We start from the raw sequence: 16,489 nt of genomic DNA on the forward strand, positions 1-16,489 counted from the left end.
CCCTGACCGGACAAAAAGTTCGGCTGGCAGGATGGTTTGGTGACTGACATTCAGGTACGGCGGGCCAAGCCGGACGACGCGGACGCCCTGGTCCGGCTGCGCGGCCTCATGCTCGAGGCCATGGGCAACGACATCGGCGGCCCGGACGCCCCGTGGCGCGGGATCGCGCGGGAATGGTTCGCCGGGCAGCTCGCTTCGCCGGAGACCTTCGCCGCCTACGTCGTCGACGACCCGAGCGTCGGCGTGGTCGCGGGAGCGGCCGGCAACGTCTACGTCCACCCGCCGGGCCCGAAGGACCTCACCACGCTGCGTGGTCACCTGTACAACGTCAGCACCGAGCCGGACTTCCGCCGGCGCGGGCTCGCCCGGGCCTGCGTGGTCGCCTTGCTGGACTGGTTCCGCGACGAGACCGCCGTCGGCCGGGTCGAGCTGCACGCGACCGATGACGGCATCGACCTGTACCGGGCGCTGGGCTTCGTCGAGGCGAACTATCCGACGATGCGCTTCGGGGTCGGAGCTGTGGGCTGAGAAGGGATTCTGGGCACCCGGGCAAGAACGAGTGAGAATGCGCTCAGAGGGGCGCTGTGAGGAGCTCACCAGATGCGCCGTCGGAGTGTTGCCAGGATGATCGGGTTGGCGATCGCGGCCGGAGCGCTGTACCAGCTACCCGCCAGCCCGTTGGCCAGGCACGGCTACCCGGCCCGCCCGGTCGCGGAGACCTCGGAGCAGGCGCAGAGCGTGCAGCAACCCGTCAGGCCGGTCGACCCCGGCGAGCGCTCCACCCCGTCCCCCGCGCGGCCGCTGCCACAGATCACTTACCCCGCGCGAGGGTCCGCCTCGTACGCCGTCCTGCCCGCGAACCCGGCGGTCATCGGCCGCGGCGGCCGGCTGCTCACGTTCCAGATCGCGATCGAGGGCGGCATCAAGGGCGTCGACCGGACCGCGCTGGCGCAGTTCGTCCGGGCGACGTACGGCGCTCCGCAGGGCTGGGCGTCGCACGGGCTCTGGCGGTTCCGGCAGGTCGGTCCGGGCGAGAACCCGGACTTCACGCTGATGCTGGTGACGCCCGCGACGCGCGACACGATCTGCGGTGGCGGGTACGACCGCTACACCAGTTGCCGGATCGGCGACCGGGTCGTGCTCAACGTCGCGCGCTGGGTGCACGGTGTGCCGAACTACGGCGCATCGCTCGCGGCGTACCGGCAGTACATGATCAACCACGAGACCGGGCACCGGCTCGGCCGCGGCCACGAGCTGTGCCCGGGACCCGGCCAGCCGGCGCCGGTGATGCAGCAACAAACACTGGGCATGCACGGCTGCACGCCGTACTCCTGGCCCTACTTCAACGGCGCCCGCTACAAGGGCCGCCTGGGCCAGTACGACGATCCGATTCCTCACTCCTGAATGATCGCCAGCGTGTTGCCCGCGGGGTCCTTGAACCAGGCGATCGCCGGGCCCCGCGGGTCACGAAGGATCCCGAGCACGTCGTGGTCGTCGCTGTACCGCTCGAAGGTCACTCCCGAGCCGGCCAACTCCCGCACGGTCTTCTCGATGTCGTCGACCGGGAAGTTCAGCACGGTGTGCTCGGCCGGCACGTGGTTGTCCTTCGGGTAGACCATCACCGGGTTGCCGCCGGCGACGTTGAGCCGGAGCAACCCGTTCTCCTCGGCGACATCCAGTCCGAGCTTGCCGCCGTAGAACTCCTTGGCGGCCGGGATGTCGTTGACCGAGAAACTACTGAACGCCTTCGTGTCCTTGAACATGACATACCTCCCTGAGATCAGGTTTACGTCAGGTACGTCGTTGCGGACAGCGGCTGCTCGACATGAGTCAGTTGTGGATGGCCACCTGGGGGACGGCTGCGGTGACGGCGGCGGACTCGAGGCCGTCGGCGACGGTGTGCAGCAGCCGGATCAGGTGGCCGGCGTCGGACGGGCCGAGGATGCCGGTCACGACGTCGAGCACCCGGACGGTGAGCGCGTCCAGCTGGGAGAGCCGGGCCTGGCCGAGTGACGTGACGGTCAGCCGCGGATCCGTCCGGACCATGCCGAGCGCCTCGAGCTCGGCGATCGCGAGCTCCGCCTCGCCGGCCGTCGTACCGACCTGGTCGGCGACCTCGTCGGCGTTGCGCCGGCCGTTGGCGATCGCGCTCAGGACCAGCGCCGCGGGCAGCTTCAGGCCGACCGCGTCCTGCAGGCCGAGGACGAGGGGATGCGCGTGGCCGCGGACGCGCTCGACCGCGTCGAGCAGCCGCAGCGCGTCGCCGACGTCGCCGATCAGCTGCTCGGTCTGCACGGCCGCGAGGCCGGTGGGTTGGATCCGATCGGGTGCTTGCACGACCCCGTCGGCCCGTCGATCGGGGACCGCCAGGGCCAAACTCACAGGTCGAGGCTGCGTTCCAGCGTCTTCGATGGTCACGAAATCCAGCGTACGGACTCCTTCCGACAGCCCGGCGTGTCGTTCCTGAGGAAACCCTGTGAATTCATAATCGAACACGCCCTCGACCGGTTGCGCCCGCGATCGTCTACGCTCCGGGACATGCGGCTGACCGGGAAACGTGCGCTGGTGATCGGTGGCGGTGGAGCGGGAATCGGCCGCGCCGTCGGCAACGCCTTCGGGGACGAAGGCGCGGCAATAGTTGTCGTGGACATCGATCCCGCCCGCGCCGAGGAGGCCGCGGCCGAGCTCCGTCAACGCGGCGCCACGGCCTACCCCTTCGCCGGCGACGTCCGTTCCCTGCAGGACGTCGAGGCCATGGTCGCCGCTGCAGTGGAGCACCTGGGCGGCCTCGACATCCTGGTCACGGTGGTCGGCGGGCAGGTCGCCTTCGTTCCCGCGGTGAAGCTGCACGAGATGACCGACGACGACTGGGACACCATCTACGAGGTCAATCTCCGCTACGTCATGCGGGCCGTCCGCGCGGCCGTGCGGGTCTTCCTCGGTCAAGGTGGCGGCGGTTCGATCGTCAGCATCGGATCGGTCACCGGAATCATGGCCGCTCCCGAGCAGGCGGCGTACGGCGTGATGAAGGCGGGCCTGCTCAGTCTGGCCCGGACGGTGTCGGCGGAGTACGCCCGCGACGGGATCCGGATGAACGTCGCGGCCGGCGGCGCGATCGCGACCGCGGTGACCCACTCCCCGCCCGACGCGGGCGGGGAGTGGGTCGACGAGATCCCGGCCGGCCGCCTCGGCCGCTCCGACGAGATCGCGGAAGCCGTCGTCTACCTCGCCTCGGACGCGTCGGCGTACGTCACCGGTCAGCAGCTCGTGCTCGACGGCGGGGTCTCGACCCGCGGCCCGTTCGGCTGATTGCGGTAATCGAACACAGGCTCGAAGAATTCGGGCCTGGGCGGTCTCGAAAAAGTTCCCGGAATCGCGATCGGGGCGTGACTTCGGGTCCGCGTCCTCCGTTGGATCTGACGTGACGGTGAACACACGGCGCACCGCCATCGCGCTCGCTCCGCGTCCCAGGCCGGCCACCTTCGAGTTACAGCCAGGAGGACCAGTGACAACCGCCACCGCCACCCAGACGTCTGAACGCCGACGCGTCCGAGTCTGGTTCGGTGAGCACGTGATCGCCGACTACAACGCCGAGCCGGCGTTGGCCGAGCGGTACGCACACGCCATGAGCCGCCGCTTCGCCGGTCTTCGGGTCACCAACGACCCGATGCCGGCCGTCGACCGGCTCCCCGACCCCCTGCCCGGCGAGCGCATGTGGGACGTAGCACCCCGCTGAGAAGCACTCGGCACCTTTTCGCGTTCCGTATCTCACCAGACAACCCACCCGGTGACGCGGCCCGGTCGAGAACCTCACCTCGATCACCAAAGGTGTCGACGGCGGCAGGTGGGCGTTGGCGCTCTGCCCCCCGCTTGCCGCCCTTTCTCCCCTGAATGCGCCTGATTGCACGACCAGCAGAAGAGACCCCGTCCGCACCGGTTCCCCAAGGCCGGTGCGGACGTTCTCTGTGCTCAGAGCCCGGCGAAGTACTCCGGCTTCATCTGGATCAGCTGGACGTAGTTGCCGTCCGGGTCGACCAGGGTGGCGAACCACCCGACCCCGCGGTCCTCCGGGTGCACCAGCCACTCGACGTCGAGGCTGCGCAGGTGCGCGGCCGCGGCCTCGATGTCGTCGACGGCGAAGTTCACGATGCACCGGCCGGGTTCGGCAGTCTTGGCGGCGACGTCGTCGCGGTGTTCGATGACCAGGCCGAAGCCACCGAGGTTCAGGTTGCCGTAGCCGTCCACCTCGGCGTGGAAGCCGTCGCGGTACCACGTCTTCAACCGCTCCGGGTCGGCGCTGCCGAGCAACATGCTGTTCAGAACGGGCTGCATCGCTGTCCTCTCTGCGAGAGCTGCCGATCAGCTCCCCACATCGAGTACGTCGGAACTACTCGAGCCGCCTCGACATGGTCCGGGCGACGAAGTCCTCGACGATCGGGCCGAGTACCTCCGGCTCGACGTCGTGCGGGTGCCCGTCCATGGTCAGTCGCCGCCCGTCGGGGAGCAGGTCGGCCACGACCTGTGCGGTGTTCCGGCGCCAGTCCCGGCTCTCGCCACCGTCGATCACCAGCGTGGGCACTGTGATCGCGGTCGCCCAGTGGTCCGGGATGGTGAAGTCGCCCATCACCAGGACGTCGTACGCCAGCGTCGGGGCCAGCGCCTCCAGTTCCTTCCACAGTGGGGCGGACCGCATCGGCGCCAGCACCTCGGCCGGCATCTCGACGGCCTGGACCAGGAACAGCTCGGTCGCGTCGCCGTACCGGTCCTGCTCGACCAGCTCCTGCAGCCGGCCCGCGAAGTCCGGGGCGAGCCGCGGCCGGGTGTCGTCGATGATGAACGGCGGCTCGATCAGGAGCAACCCGAGGATCGGTACGCCGTACACCGCTGCCTCGGCCGCGAGCACCGCGCCGGACGAGACCCCCAGCGCGTACGCCGAACCACCGGCCGCGTCGACGACCGCGGCCAGATCCTCGAACTCCCGCTCGACCGCCCACGGCAGCACCTCGCCGCTGTCGCCCCGGCCACGCCGGTCGTAGGTCACCACGGTGAACCGGTCGGCCAGCCGTTTGGCGAGTGGGATGAAGGTCCGCCGGTCGTTCAGCGCGCCGCCGACGAGGACGATCGCCGTCTCGCCGGCGCCGTACGTCTCGAGCACGATCGGGGTCCCGTCGGCCGAGGTCACGGTCGTTGTCCGAGGCAACATCGCGGCCGGGGTGGCGGCCGGCTGCGGGGCGTCGCCGTACAGGCCGCCGAGGTACGCGAACAGCTCGCTGTGCCCGTAGAGCCGGGGCTCGGTGTGCCGGGCCAGCCCTTCGAAGTACCGCTCGTAGCGAAGCCGCGTGGTCTCGAGCTCCCCGGCTGCCTCCAGTCTTTGCAGGCAGAACGCACGGACCGTCTCCAGCAGCCGATACCGCGACCCGGACGTCCCATCCACGCGTACGACGAGCGAGCGGTCAACCAACCGGCTCAGCAGCTCGGCGACATCAGCGACCGGTACGTCGTCGCCCGCGCACACCGCCTCGGCCGCGGCCAGCGTGCACCCGCCAGGATGCGGCGCGAGCCGGCGCAACACGGCACGCTCCGATTCGCCGAGCAGATCCCAGCTCCACTCGACCATCGCCGACAGCGTCTGCTGCCGATCGGGCAGACCACGCTGGCGGTAGCGGTCATCGAACCGGTCGACCAGGTCGCGCACATCCATCGCCCCCACCCGGCTCGCGGCCAGCTCGAGCGCGAGCGGAAGCCCGTCGAGCCGACGGCACAACGCAACCACGGCTGCGGTGTTGTCGGCGGACAGGGTGAAGCGCGGATCGGCTGCCGTGGCGCGCGCGACGAAGAGCTGGACGGCCGGGCTCGCGGCCGCGTCCGCGTCCGCGGAGGGGAGATCCAACGGCGGCACCGGCCAACGATGTTCACCCGCGACAGCGAGCGGCTCGCGGCTGGTCGCGAGGATCCGCAGCTCGGGCGACTCACGCAGCAGCCGCGCAACCACTTCCGCGGCGGCATCGATCACGTGCTCGCAGTTGTCGAGGACAACCAACCCGGTCGTTGCCTCGATCAACGCCGACACGTCATCGGCCGTTGCTCCGGCGTCGAGTGCCGCGAGCTCGACCAACCAGGCTTCGTCTCCGCTTCGACGGGCTGCCGCGAGTGCGAGGCTCGTCTTGCCGACGCCACCCGCGCCAGTCAGCGTCACCAGCCGCGCCGAGGCGAGACGCTCCACGACCTCGTCCACAGCCGCATCACGGCCGATCAGCTCGACCTCGGCCGGCAGGTTGGTCTTCAGCGGCGCCCGGACAGTCGGGGCCTCGGTGAGGATCTCCTGATGCAGCGCGACCAGCTCCGGGCCGGGATCCAGCCCGAGCTCGTCGGCCAGCCGATGCCGCAGATCGCCGTAGCTCTCCAACGCCTCGCCCTGTCGACCCGACTGGTGCAACGCCTTCATCTGTACGGCGCGCAGCCGCTGACGCAAAGGGTTCCGCGCCACGAGCTCGGCCAGCTCGGCGACGAGTTCGTCGTGCTCACCGAGCACCAACCGGGCTTCGGCGTACGCCTCCTGAACGGCCAGCCGCTCCTCGTCGAGCCGGTCGATCGTTGCCCGGGCAAACGCGTCCTGAGCGACATCGGCGTACGCCGGACCGCGCCAAAGCGTCAGCGCATCAGCCAGGGTGGCGGCACGCATCCGGGCGTTGCCGGTCTGCCGGGCCCGGGCCGCCAGCGCGCGGAACCGTCCGGAGTCCACAGCCTCGGCGGCGACGGTGATGAGGTACCCGGCGGGTGTCGTCTGTACCAGGTCGCGTGCCCCAGGCTCGGCGTCGTCCAGGGCTTTGCGGAGCTGGGAGACCCGAGTCTGGAGCGTCGCGGTCGGATTGGCCGGCAGCTCGTCGCCCCACAGGTCGTCGATGATCGCCGCCGCCGCGACCGGCCGCCCCGCATGCAGCAGCAGGTCAGCCAGCAGGCCCCGCACCTTCCGGTCCGGGATCCGCACCCCCTGGCCGTCATCGGTCCAGGCCGTCACCGGCCCGAGCACCCCAAATCGCATGCGCCTCAGCCTAGGACTCCCGAAGGTTTTCTAAAGGCCTTCGATCGAGGCTGAAGCCATGAAACGACCTCTCCTGCTGGCCGGGGCACTCGCCGGCCCTCTGTACGTCGGGATCGGGACCGTCGAGGCGATCGTCCGCGACGGGTTCGACATCCGCAAACACTCGCTCAGCCTGCTCGCCAACGGGACCGGCGGCTGGATCCACTCGGTGATGATGGTCGGCACCGGACTGCTGACCGTGATCGGCGCGATCGGGCTGGCCAGGTCGTTCGCGCCCGGCGAGCGGTCGCGCTGGGGCGTCGGCGGCCTGATCGTGTACGGCTCCGGCGTTGCCGCAGCCGGGCTCATGCGGGCCGATCCGGCGCTCGGGTTCCCGCCGGGGACACCGGACGCGATGCCGGAGACGGTGAGCTGGCACGGGTTCGGGCACGTCATCGCCGGGATGATCGGGTTCATCGGGCTGATCGTCGCGTGCTTCGTGCTCAGCCGCTGGTTCGGGCGGCACCGATCGGCCGGCTGGGCGCGGTTCTCGCTGATCACCGGCATCGTCTACTTCCTCGGCCTGGCCGGACTCGGCGCCGGGGCCGGCACGGCGGCCGTCAACCTCGGGTTCACCGTCGCTGTCATTCTGGGCTGGACCTGGATCACCTTGCTGATGCTGCGCGCCCGCGCAGAGGGGAGTCTGCGATGAAGTTCACGGCCGAGCTCGAGGGCACTGGGAAGACCACGGCCGGGTTCGAGGTGCCCGCCGAGATCGTCGAGGCGCTCGGCGGTGGTGCGCACCCGAAGGTCAGCGTGACCGTCAACGGCTTCACGTTCCGCACCTCGATCGCCCGGATGGGCGGACGGTACCTGCTGGGCGTCAGCAGCGAACGCCGTACCGAGGCCGGGGTCGCGGCCGGGGACGTACTCGATGTCGACGTCGTACTCGACACGGCTCCGCGCGAGGTCGACGTACCCGAGGAGTTCGCCGCGGCACTGGCCGGGGACGCGAAGGCGCAGGAGTTCTGGCAGACGCTGAGCTACAGCAAGCAGCAGTGGCACGTCCTGCAGGTGACCGGCGCCAAGACCGAGGAGACCAAGGCCCGGCGGATCGAGAAGTCGATCGGCATGCTGCGCGAGGGCCGGGCCCGCTGATGCGCTTCATCGCCTTGCTGCGTACGTCGGAGTCGCACGGCTTCCCGCCACCGGCCCTGCACGAAGGCATCGCGGCGCTGAGCGCGGAGGCGGCGCGCAGCGGAGTCCTCGTGGACACCGCCGGCCTGCTCCCGGTCGCCACCGCGACGAGGGTCGCCGTCTCGGCCGGCCGGCTCACCGTCTCCGACGGTCCCTTCGACGACCCGGCCCCGCTCGGCGCCTACGCGCTGTACGACGTGCCGACCCGGGCGGACGCGATCCACTGGACCGAGCGGTTCATGGACCTGCACCGCCGCACCTGGCCGGGCTGGGAAGGCGAGTCGGAGATCCGCCAGATCGTTGGGCCGTGACACCCCCGCCGATACCCTCGCCGACACCCGGCACCACTTGACACCGGCATCCGCCGGGGAAATCCTGGGCAACGACTCAGTGCACTGGTCCGACCAGTGCACTTCGGGCGAGCACAGGAGGGTCATGGACGAGGGCCGGCAGTTCGCGGGGCGGATCGGACTGACCCACCTGGACTCGGTGCCGCACTGGGCGTCCGTCCCGACGCCGGGAGCCTCGGCGCCGAACGTGGTCTACGTCGTCCTCGACGACGTCGGGTTCGCGGACCTGGGCTGCTTCGGGTCCGAGATCGACACCCCGACGATCGACGGCCTCGCCGCCGGCGGGCTGCGGTACGTGAACTTCCACGCGACACCGCTGTGCTCGCCGACCCGGGCGTCGCTGCTCACCGGGCGGAACCACCACTCGGTCGGCATGCGCCTGCTGTCCAACCTCGACACCGGCTACCCGAACGGGCGCGGACACGTCACGAAGGCGGCCGCGACCCTGGCCGAGATGCTGGTCGACGCCGGCTACAACACGATGTGCGTCGGCAAGTGGCACCTTGCGCCGACCGAGCACACGACCGCGTCCGGTCCGTACGACCAGTGGCCGCTGGGTCGCGGCTTCGAGCGGTACTACGGCTTCCTCGAGGCCGAGACCGACTGCTTCTACCCCGAGCTCTACGCGGACAACCACGCGATCGGGGCGCCGGCCCGGCCGGAGGACGGCTACCACCTGACCACCGACCTGGTCGACCAGGCGATCTCGTTCGTGCGGGCGCAGATCTCGACGACGCCGGACAAGCCGTTCTTCCTGCATCTCGCGTTCGCCGCCGCGCATGCACCGCACCAGGCTCCGCAGGAGTACCTCGACAAGTACCGCGGCCGGTACGACCAGGGCTGGGACGTGATCCGGGACCGGCGGATCGCCCGGCAGGAGGAGCTCGGCGTCATCCCGGCCGACACCCAACTGTCGCCGCGCAACGACGGGGTCGAGCCGTGGGCGGACCTCACCGACGACGAGCGTCGCCTGTTCGCTCGCCTGCAGGAGGCGTACGCCGCCATGCTCGACCACACCGATGCCGAGCTGCGCCGGTTCGTCGACGCGCTGGCGGCACTGGGACGGCTGGACAACACGCTGATCGTGGTGATGTCCGACAACGGCGCGAGCCAGGAGGGCGGCAAGCGCGGCTCGCTCAACCCGGCCGCGTTCCAGAACGGGATCGAGCCCGACTTCGCCTGGAACCTCGAGCACCTCGACGAGATCGGCGGACCCCGCGGCCACTCGAACTACCCGTGGGGCTGGGCGCAGGCGGGGAACACGCCGTTCCGGCGCTACAAGCAGAACACGCACGAGGGCGGCGTACGCGTGCCGCTGGTCGTGCGGTGCCCGGGCCGGATCGCCGACTCCGGCGCGATCCGGACCCAGTTCCACCACGTCATCGACATCACGCCGACCGTGCTCGACCTCGTCGGCGTCGAGGCGCCCGCGACGTACCGAGGGGTGCGGCAGTTGCCGCTGCATGGCACGCCGCTGAGCTACACGTTCGACGACGCCGATGCGCCGACGACGCATCGCACGCAGTACTTCGAGATGTTCGGCCACCGCGCGATCTGGCACGACGGTTGGAAGGCCGTCGCGTTTCACCAGCGGGGGACGGACTACGCCGAGGACCGCTGGGAGCTGTACGACACCACGACCGACTGGTCGGAGTGTGACGACGTCGCTTCCCGGTATCCGGAGAAGCTGGCGGAGCTGCAGCAGCGGTTCTGGGCAGAGGCCGGCAAGTACGACGTGTTGCCCCTCGACGACCGCGGTTTCGCCGTACGAGCCAAGGTGGCCAGGCCGGGATCGATCCGGGCCCGACGCAACTTTGTCTACTACCGCGGGATGCCGCACCTGCCGGCAGCCGCATGCCCGCCGACGATGAACCGCTCACACCGGATGACCGCCTTCGTCGACCGCGCCACATCAGACGGCGACGGCGTACTGGTGGCGCTCGGCGGTGTGGCCACCGGCTTCTCCTTGTTCGTCAAGGACGGCCGGCTGGTGTTCGACCACAACTATCTCGGCAAGCACACCCTCTTCCGGTCCGATGCGCCGATCCCTGTGGGTACGACGGAACTCGCGGTGGACGTGGAGAAGACCGGCGACTGCACCGCCTCCGTGCGCCTCCTGGTCGACGCCAAAGAAGTTGCCTCCGGCAAACTCGACGCAGTGCTCCCGAACTTCCACGGCTGGGAAGGCCTCGACATCGGCCACGACGGCGCCTCCCCGGCGTCGACCGAGTACACCGGCACGTTCCCGTACCAAGGCCACCTGGACCGCGTCGAGATCACCCTCCCCGACGACGACGTACCACTCTTCGAAGCCGTCGACTAGCAGTACGAGCGGCAGCCGCGGTCGGTGCCGTAGGCCCGGCGGGCCTTGGCCACTGCAGCGACGGGAGACAGTTGGCGGCCTTCGCGCCAGGCGTTCAGGTAGGCCTGGGGTGGTACCGCGCCGCGGCGGATCCACCAGCGGCCGGGTGGGGTCGGCCAGCTGATTCCGAAGTGCAGGTGGGACGGCGTGACCCGGGCGCTGCCGGTGTTGCCGATCGAGCCGAGCAACTGGCCGGCTTGCACGCGCAATCCTGGCTTGATACCGGCACCGATGGCCGACAGGTGTGAACCGTAGTACCGGACGCCGTCGACGCCCACCACGGACACTGACAGCCCACCGCGATCCCTGCCGACGTTGGTGTCCGGGTCCCAGTGGTCGACTGCGGTCACCTCGTCCACCTTCCCGTCCACCGGAGCGACGAACTTGCAGCCGGTCTTCGCGAAGATGTCGGACGCCGGGTAGTCGTGGTGACTCTGTGACGCAGAAGCTTCACAGCCGCGGATGGGGAACACGTACCTTGCCACGGGCAAGGGGGACGGCGACCGGCTCGGGGTCTGCGCCGACGGTCTGCTCGCCCGGACGGCCGGTGCGTCCGACTGGGAGTCGCTGCACGCGGCCAGCGCGAGCAGACCACCGACCGTGACCGCGGTGGTCGCGGCCCGTCGGACCGTCGTCCAGCGAGTTCTCATCCTGGGACATTGAAGTGGTCCGGCGGCGGGTTGTCCATCCGGAGGCGTTCACCGGGACAACATCTGGTGGTCATGGGAAAGGGCGATGATCGCGCGGGATTCCGCCATCCGAGAGGACGCACGATGGGGCACGCGCACGACCACAGCCACCCGCACGACCACGACCACGGGCATGACCACAGCCACGACCACGGTCATGACCACGGCCACGGGCATCATCACCACCACCCGAACACCGAGCTGGACGCGGCCACGCTGGCGGCGCTCGACGAGTCGGTGCCGGACAGCGACCTCTCGCCGACCGAGGTGTCCCGGCGCGTCCTGCTGCGATCGGCGGGCATCCTCGGAGGTACGGCGGCGCTCGCCGTCACCGGAGCGCAGGTCGCCGCGGCGGCCGCTCCCCAGGACGGCTGGATCTTCAAGGCGGGCCAGCGCCCCAACGTCTGGCTGGCCGGCGACCACCACATCCACACGCAGCTGAGCTCCGACGGTCTGTACCGGGTGATCGACCAGGCTCGGCACGCTGCGGCGTACGGGCTGGACTGGCTGGTCATCACCGACCACGGCGGCGCGACGCACGCCCGGATCGGCGTCGACCTGGTCAACCCGCAGATCAAGGCGGCCCGCTCGGAGCTGCGCAACACGCTGATCTTCCAGGGCCTGGAGTGGAACATCCCGGCCGCCGAGCACGGCACGGTCTTCGTCGCACCGGGCAGCCGCGAGGTCGACGTACTGAAGCAGTTCGAGAACAGCTACGACGGCAGCGTGAAGGGCGCCGGCGCGAACACGCCCGCCAACGAGGCGCTCGCGGTGTCCGGCATCCAGTGGCTCGGTCAGCAGGTCGACAGCCGCCGGGTCGCGGACGCGCTGTTCCTGGCCAACCACCCGGCCCGCAACGGCATCGACAGCCCGCACGAGATCCGCAACTGGCGCGACGCGGACCCGCGGATCGCGGTCGGCTTCGAGGGCGCGCCGGGTCACCAGGCGGCCGGACTGCCGGCCGGGATCGGCGGCGCGAGCGCCCGCGGCTTCTACGGCAACTCGCCGAACGCGAACTCGTTCCCCGGCTACCCGGCCGAGAGCTACCGGACCTGGGGCGGCTTCGACTGGATGACGGCGACCGTCGGCGGCCTGTGGGACAGCCTGCTCGCCGAGGGCAAGCCGTGGTGGATCAGCGCGAACTCCGACTCGCACGTGAACTGGAACGAGACCTCGCGTCGTCCGGACGGCTCGAGCCAGGCGCAGTTCGACCGCGACGGCCGCTACATGGACCCGGTCTACGGCAACACGGTGAACCGGACCGCGGGCGACTTCTGGCCCGGCTTCTACAGCCGCACGCACGTCGGCGCGGACCGGCGTGACTACCTCGCGGTGATGGAGGGCCTGCGCAACGGCCGCGTCTGGGTCGACCACGGCGCGCTGGCCAAGGGCGTCGAGGTCGAGGTCCGTGAGGTCGGCAACCGGTACGGCGAGCCGCTCGGCGGCGCCCTGATCACGCGCAAGGGCAAGGCGCTCGAGCTCGTCGTCCGGATCACCGCGCAGACGATGCCGAACTGGGCGAGCTTCGTGCCGACCCTGAACCGGGTCGACGTGATCCAGGGCGCGGTCACCGGGACCGTCTCCGACCGCGACACCTTCACCGCACCGAACACGAAGGTCGTCCGGCAGTGGGACACCTCGGGCCGGCGCGGCACGTTCGAGCTCGTCTACCCGCTGGGCAAGGCGGAGGCGCCGTTCTACGTCCGCGTCCGCGGCACCGACGGGAAGCGCAGCCAGCCCGGCTACCTCGGCGCGGCGGTCGACCCGGCCGGACCGCAGCTCGACGTGGTCGGCGACGCGGACCCGTGGGTCGACCTGTGGTTCTACACGAACCCGATCTGGGTCCTGCCGAAGTAGTCGCCCATGATCATCGCGATCGACGCAGACAGCCGGGACACGGCCGCGGCCGACCACCTGCTGTACGACCTGCTCGACGCCGTGGACCAGCCGGTCGTCGCCTGCACCCACATGGTGTCAGGCGGCGACCGCCCGCACGTGGCGGTCTCGCTGATGAGTACGGCGGACCTGGCCGACGCCGTCCGCGGTCGCTTCGCCACTCAGCACGCCGGCCTCGCGATCACCCGGCCCGGCGCGTCCGAGCCGGAGCTGGCCGGCCCGAGCCAGCTCGTCCGCGGTGCCTACCTCGCCGCCGTCGAAGCAGCCCTCGGTACGGCGGGACGCGCTGTCCGCTGGCCCGGCCACGAACAAGCGCACGGGATCATGCCGGCCGCGGAACTCCGCACCCGCTGCGGCATCGATCAACTCGAGGCCGTCGGCGGTCTATCCGTCACCGACGATGCACTCGTCGACACCCGAGACTTCCTGCGCCCCCTCCGCCGCGCCGGCCGCCTGGTCCTCCAGGTCCAGCCAGCCGCCGGCAACCTCCTCATCCCCTTCGAACTCCAACACCAACAGAAATGCTGCGCTGACCACTAACCACCCCCGAAGTCGTTGAGCGTCAGCTTGTCGCGCGTGATCCCGCACCCCAGACAGAGCTGGTAGCGCTGGCCCTCCTCATTGCGCCTGGTTCGCCAGGTGTGCACGCGGAGGACGCACCTCAGCGGCTTCTTCATCCTTCGACGGTAGGACTCGCCTCACCGACGGTCATCCCACGCAGTGGAGGACTGGAGTACGTCGGGGAGCGGGCCGACTACTCCTAGGCGTTGGGTGCAGCGGGTCAGGGCGACGTACAGGTCGCGGAGGCCGCGTGGTGACTCGACGAGGATGCCGTCGGGGTCGACGACCAGGACAGAGTCGAACTCGAGGCCCTTCGCGCCGGCCGCGCTCAGCACCGTCACGTCGTCGAGGTGAGCGACCGCCTCCTGCACGAACTCGAGTCGGTTGCGGGACGTGATGACACCGACCTGCCCGTGCTGCGTCTCCTCGGCCGCCACCTTCTGCACGTACGCCGCCTGGTCCGCCGGCGCAATGTTCGCGTGCCAAGGCCGCACTCCGGTCGATCGGACCGAGCGCGGCGCCTTCGCCCGTGGGTCGACCTCGCGCAGGACATCACCAGCGAGCTCCATCACCTCGGCCGGTGTCCGGTAGTTGAGCGTCAGCTCGGCCAGCCGCCAGCGATCGCCGAACGTCGACCCGAGCGCACTCTCCCAGCTCGTCCCACCGCCGATCGCACCGGTCTGCGCGACATCACCGACCACAGTCATCGAGCGAAGCGGACAACGCCGCGCGATCGCCCGCCACGCCATCGGCGTGAGCTCCTGCGCCTCGTCCACGATCACGTGCCCGTACGTCCACCGCCGGTCGGCCCCGGCCCGGTCGGCCAGCGTCCGGTCGTCGTCCGCCTCGTACCGCTCCGCGAGCATCTCGGCGTCCAGGATGTCCTTCGCGGTCAGCACCTCCGCGTCGTCGTCCTCGTCGAAGTCGGTCGACGCCGAACCGGTCAGCACGTCCAGCGAGCCTTGTGCGTAAGCGATCGCCCGCGCCCGGGCCGCCTTCTCCTTCGCCGCTTCCCGGCCATCGTCCCCGAGCAGCTCCGCCGCTTCGTCCAGCAGCGGTACGTCGGACGGACTCCAGTCGTCGCCGTACCGCAGGAGGTGTTCGCGATCGAGGACACTCAGTTGCGGCGCAGCCACGGCCAGCCGGTCCTCGTCGCCGTACAGGTCCTCGAGGAGTTTCTGCGGGCTGAGCAGCGGCCAGAGCTGGTCGAGCAGCGCCTGCACAGCCGGCTCGGCGAGGACTTCCTTGCGCAGCTCCTGGCGGTCGTAGTCGTCGAGCAGGTTCTCGCCGCCGAGCGGGTCGGCGCCGATCAGGTCGGCGTACTGGTTCGTGAGGAAGTCGACGACCTCGGTCAGGAAGAACGGCCGGGCCTGATTGTGGGTCAGGTTGCGGCTGCGGGCCCGCGCCCGGGCGTCCGCGCAGAACGACGGGTCGAGCCGCAGCACGGTCCGGTCGACGGTGAGCTGGATCGGGCGGTCCGGCACCCACTGCCGGTCGTCGACCGCCTTCGCGATCACCTCGGCCATCACCGCGCGACCCTTCACCTCGGCGCTCTCTGCGACCTCCGGCCGGGTCGCGGTCAGGCCCGGGTACAGCTCGGCGACGGTGACGAGGCGGACGCCGTCCTCACCAAGTGACGGCAGCACCTCGCCGATGAACCGCAGGAACGCCGCATTCGGGCCGACCACGAGAATTCCGCGCTTTTCCAGCTGCTCACGGTGCGTGTAAAGCAAATAGGCCGCGCGGTGCAGCGCGATCGCGGTCTTTCCGGTGCCCGGACCGCCCTGGACGACCAGGATTCCGGGCAGTTCCGAGCGGATGATCCGGTCCTGGTCGGCCTGGATCGTCTGCACGATCGACTCCATCCGGCCGGTCCGGCGGGCCTCGAGCGCGGCGAGCAGGACCGCCTCGCCCATTACGCCGGTCCCGGGTTTGGACGCGTCCGGCGCGTCCCGGTCGAGGTCGAGCTGCTCGTCCTGAACGTCGACCACTTTGCGTAGCCGGGTCCGGATGTGGCGGCGCCGTACGACGCCCTCGTTCGCGACTGCCGTGGCGATGTAGAACGGGCGGGCTGCGGGCGCGCGCCAGTCGACCAGCAACGGTTCGTAGTCGTCGTCGTGCAAGCCGAGCCGGCCGATGTGCAGGGTCTCGCCGTCGGCGGCGTCCAGGCGGCCGAAGTACAGGCCTTCCTCGGCCGAGTTGAGCCGGGCCAGCCGGGTGTTCAGCTCACGGATCCGGCCGTCGCGCTGGTGCAAGGCCTGCGCGTTACGGGTATGGACCAGTTGCTCGTCCTGCTTGCGGGCCTCGGCGCGCTCCCGCTCGGCGTCGAGCGCAGCGTAGAACGCCGTCAGGTGAACCTGCTCGGCCTGAACCGGATTCGGCAATTCAAACCCCTTGTGATAAAATGCAGCCT

The 16,489-nt window shown here is 70.2% G+C and carries 17 protein-coding genes; 10 read left to right on the forward strand and 7 right to left on the reverse strand.

The annotated features are described in order from the left end of the window. Nucleotides 1-39: 39 nt before the first annotated feature. Together ACIBGM_RS09040 and ACIBGM_RS09045 are read left to right on the forward strand one after the other, a co-directional pair. On the forward strand, nt 40-528 hold the full coding sequence (locus tag ACIBGM_RS09040; RefSeq protein WP_396384989.1) for a GNAT family N-acetyltransferase: 489 nt from the start codon (nt 40-42) through the stop codon (nt 526-528). Between the two features lie 72 nt (nt 529-600). Next, complete coding sequence (locus ACIBGM_RS09045; RefSeq protein WP_396384990.1) at nt 601-1,404, forward strand: DUF3152 domain-containing protein; 804 nt, start codon at nt 601-603, stop codon at nt 1,402-1,404. Here the strand turns inward: ACIBGM_RS09045 and ACIBGM_RS09050 are convergent. Both ACIBGM_RS09050 and ACIBGM_RS09055 read right to left on the reverse strand, forming a co-directional pair. After that, a complete protein-coding gene (locus ACIBGM_RS09050) occupies nt 1,395-1,763 on the reverse strand; it encodes a VOC family protein (protein WP_396384991.1) in 369 nt (122 codons plus the stop codon). The genes ACIBGM_RS09045 and ACIBGM_RS09050 overlap by 10 nt on opposite strands. Before the next feature lie 67 nt (nt 1,764-1,830). Beyond that, nucleotides 1,831-2,382 carry a MarR family transcriptional regulator gene (locus ACIBGM_RS09055; RefSeq protein WP_396384992.1) on the reverse strand — a complete coding sequence of 184 codons (552 nt, stop codon included), beginning with the start codon at nt 2,380-2,382 and terminating at the stop codon, nt 1,831-1,833. A 156-nt stretch (nt 2,383-2,538) separates the two neighbouring features. Here ACIBGM_RS09055 and ACIBGM_RS09060 point away from each other — a divergent pair, with 156 nt between their 5' ends. Together ACIBGM_RS09060 and ACIBGM_RS09065 are read left to right on the forward strand one after the other, a co-directional pair. Then, entirely contained in the window at nt 2,539-3,309 is a 771-nt protein-coding gene (locus ACIBGM_RS09060; protein WP_396384993.1) for an SDR family NAD(P)-dependent oxidoreductase, read from the forward strand. 196 nt (nt 3,310-3,505) lie between these two features. Then, a complete protein-coding gene (locus tag ACIBGM_RS09065; protein WP_012924486.1) occupies nt 3,506-3,736 on the forward strand; it encodes a hypothetical protein in 231 nt (76 codons plus the stop codon). Nucleotides 3,737-3,969: 233 nt separating this feature from the next. Here ACIBGM_RS09065 and ACIBGM_RS09070 read toward each other — a convergent pair whose 3' ends face one another. Together ACIBGM_RS09070 and ACIBGM_RS09075 are read right to left on the reverse strand one after the other, a co-directional pair. Then, nucleotides 3,970-4,332, reverse strand: a complete 363-nt coding sequence (locus ACIBGM_RS09070; protein ID WP_360514103.1) for a VOC family protein — start codon at nt 4,330-4,332, stop codon at nt 3,970-3,972. A 55-nt stretch (nt 4,333-4,387) separates the two neighbouring features. Next, the gene (locus ACIBGM_RS09075) at nt 4,388-7,042 is read right to left on the reverse strand and encodes an alpha/beta fold hydrolase (protein ID WP_396384994.1); all 2,655 of its coding nucleotides are present in this window, start codon (nt 7,040-7,042) and stop codon (nt 4,388-4,390) included. A 58-nt stretch (nt 7,043-7,100) separates the two neighbouring features. Between ACIBGM_RS09075 and ACIBGM_RS09080 the strand changes: the two genes are divergently transcribed. From ACIBGM_RS09080 to ACIBGM_RS09095, 4 genes are all read left to right on the forward strand, one after another. Continuing rightward, entirely contained in the window at nt 7,101-7,733 is a 633-nt protein-coding gene (locus ACIBGM_RS09080; RefSeq protein ID WP_396384995.1) for a DUF998 domain-containing protein, read from the forward strand. Then, the gene (locus tag ACIBGM_RS09085) at nt 7,730-8,179 is read left to right on the forward strand and encodes a YdeI/OmpD-associated family protein (RefSeq protein WP_360514111.1); all 450 of its coding nucleotides are present in this window, start codon (nt 7,730-7,732) and stop codon (nt 8,177-8,179) included. The genes ACIBGM_RS09080 and ACIBGM_RS09085 overlap by 4 nt, the downstream gene beginning before the upstream one ends. After that, entirely contained in the window at nt 8,179-8,529 is a 351-nt protein-coding gene (locus ACIBGM_RS09090) for a hypothetical protein (RefSeq protein WP_360514114.1), read from the forward strand. The genes ACIBGM_RS09085 and ACIBGM_RS09090 overlap by 1 nt, the downstream gene beginning before the upstream one ends. Before the next feature lie 124 nt (nt 8,530-8,653). Beyond that, a complete protein-coding gene (locus ACIBGM_RS09095) occupies nt 8,654-10,891 on the forward strand; it encodes an arylsulfatase (RefSeq protein WP_396384996.1) in 2,238 nt (745 codons plus the stop codon). On the opposite strand, the gene ACIBGM_RS09100 is transcribed toward ACIBGM_RS09095, so the two are convergent. Further along, on the reverse strand, nt 10,888-11,580 hold the full coding sequence (locus tag ACIBGM_RS09100) for a M23 family metallopeptidase (protein WP_396384997.1): 693 nt from the start codon (nt 11,578-11,580) through the stop codon (nt 10,888-10,890). The genes ACIBGM_RS09095 and ACIBGM_RS09100 overlap by 4 nt on opposite strands. A 123-nt stretch (nt 11,581-11,703) precedes the next feature. On the opposite strand from ACIBGM_RS09100, the gene ACIBGM_RS09105 reads away from it, so the two are divergent. Together ACIBGM_RS09105 and ACIBGM_RS09110 are read left to right on the forward strand one after the other, a co-directional pair. After that, on the forward strand, nt 11,704-13,476 hold the full coding sequence (locus ACIBGM_RS09105) for a histidinol-phosphatase (protein WP_360514122.1): 1,773 nt from the start codon (nt 11,704-11,706) through the stop codon (nt 13,474-13,476). Between the two features lie 6 nt (nt 13,477-13,482). Further along, nucleotides 13,483-14,055, forward strand: coding sequence for a hypothetical protein (locus tag ACIBGM_RS09110; RefSeq protein WP_360514125.1), 573 nt, complete (start codon nt 13,483-13,485; stop codon nt 14,053-14,055). On the opposite strand, the gene ACIBGM_RS09115 is transcribed toward ACIBGM_RS09110, so the two are convergent. Together ACIBGM_RS09115 and ACIBGM_RS09120 are read right to left on the reverse strand one after the other, a co-directional pair. Next, on the reverse strand, nt 14,052-14,192 hold the full coding sequence (locus ACIBGM_RS09115; protein WP_360514128.1) for a hypothetical protein: 141 nt from the start codon (nt 14,190-14,192) through the stop codon (nt 14,052-14,054). The genes ACIBGM_RS09110 and ACIBGM_RS09115 overlap by 4 nt on opposite strands. A 21-nt stretch (nt 14,193-14,213) precedes the next feature. Continuing rightward, nucleotides 14,214-16,460, reverse strand: coding sequence for a HelD family protein (locus tag ACIBGM_RS09120; RefSeq protein ID WP_396384998.1), 2,247 nt, complete (start codon nt 16,458-16,460; stop codon nt 14,214-14,216). Nucleotides 16,461-16,489: the final 29 nt, after the last annotated feature.

The organism is Kribbella sp. NPDC050470, assembly GCF_044458365.1.
Taxonomy (GTDB): Bacteria; Actinomycetota; Actinomycetes; order Propionibacteriales; family Kribbellaceae; genus Kribbella.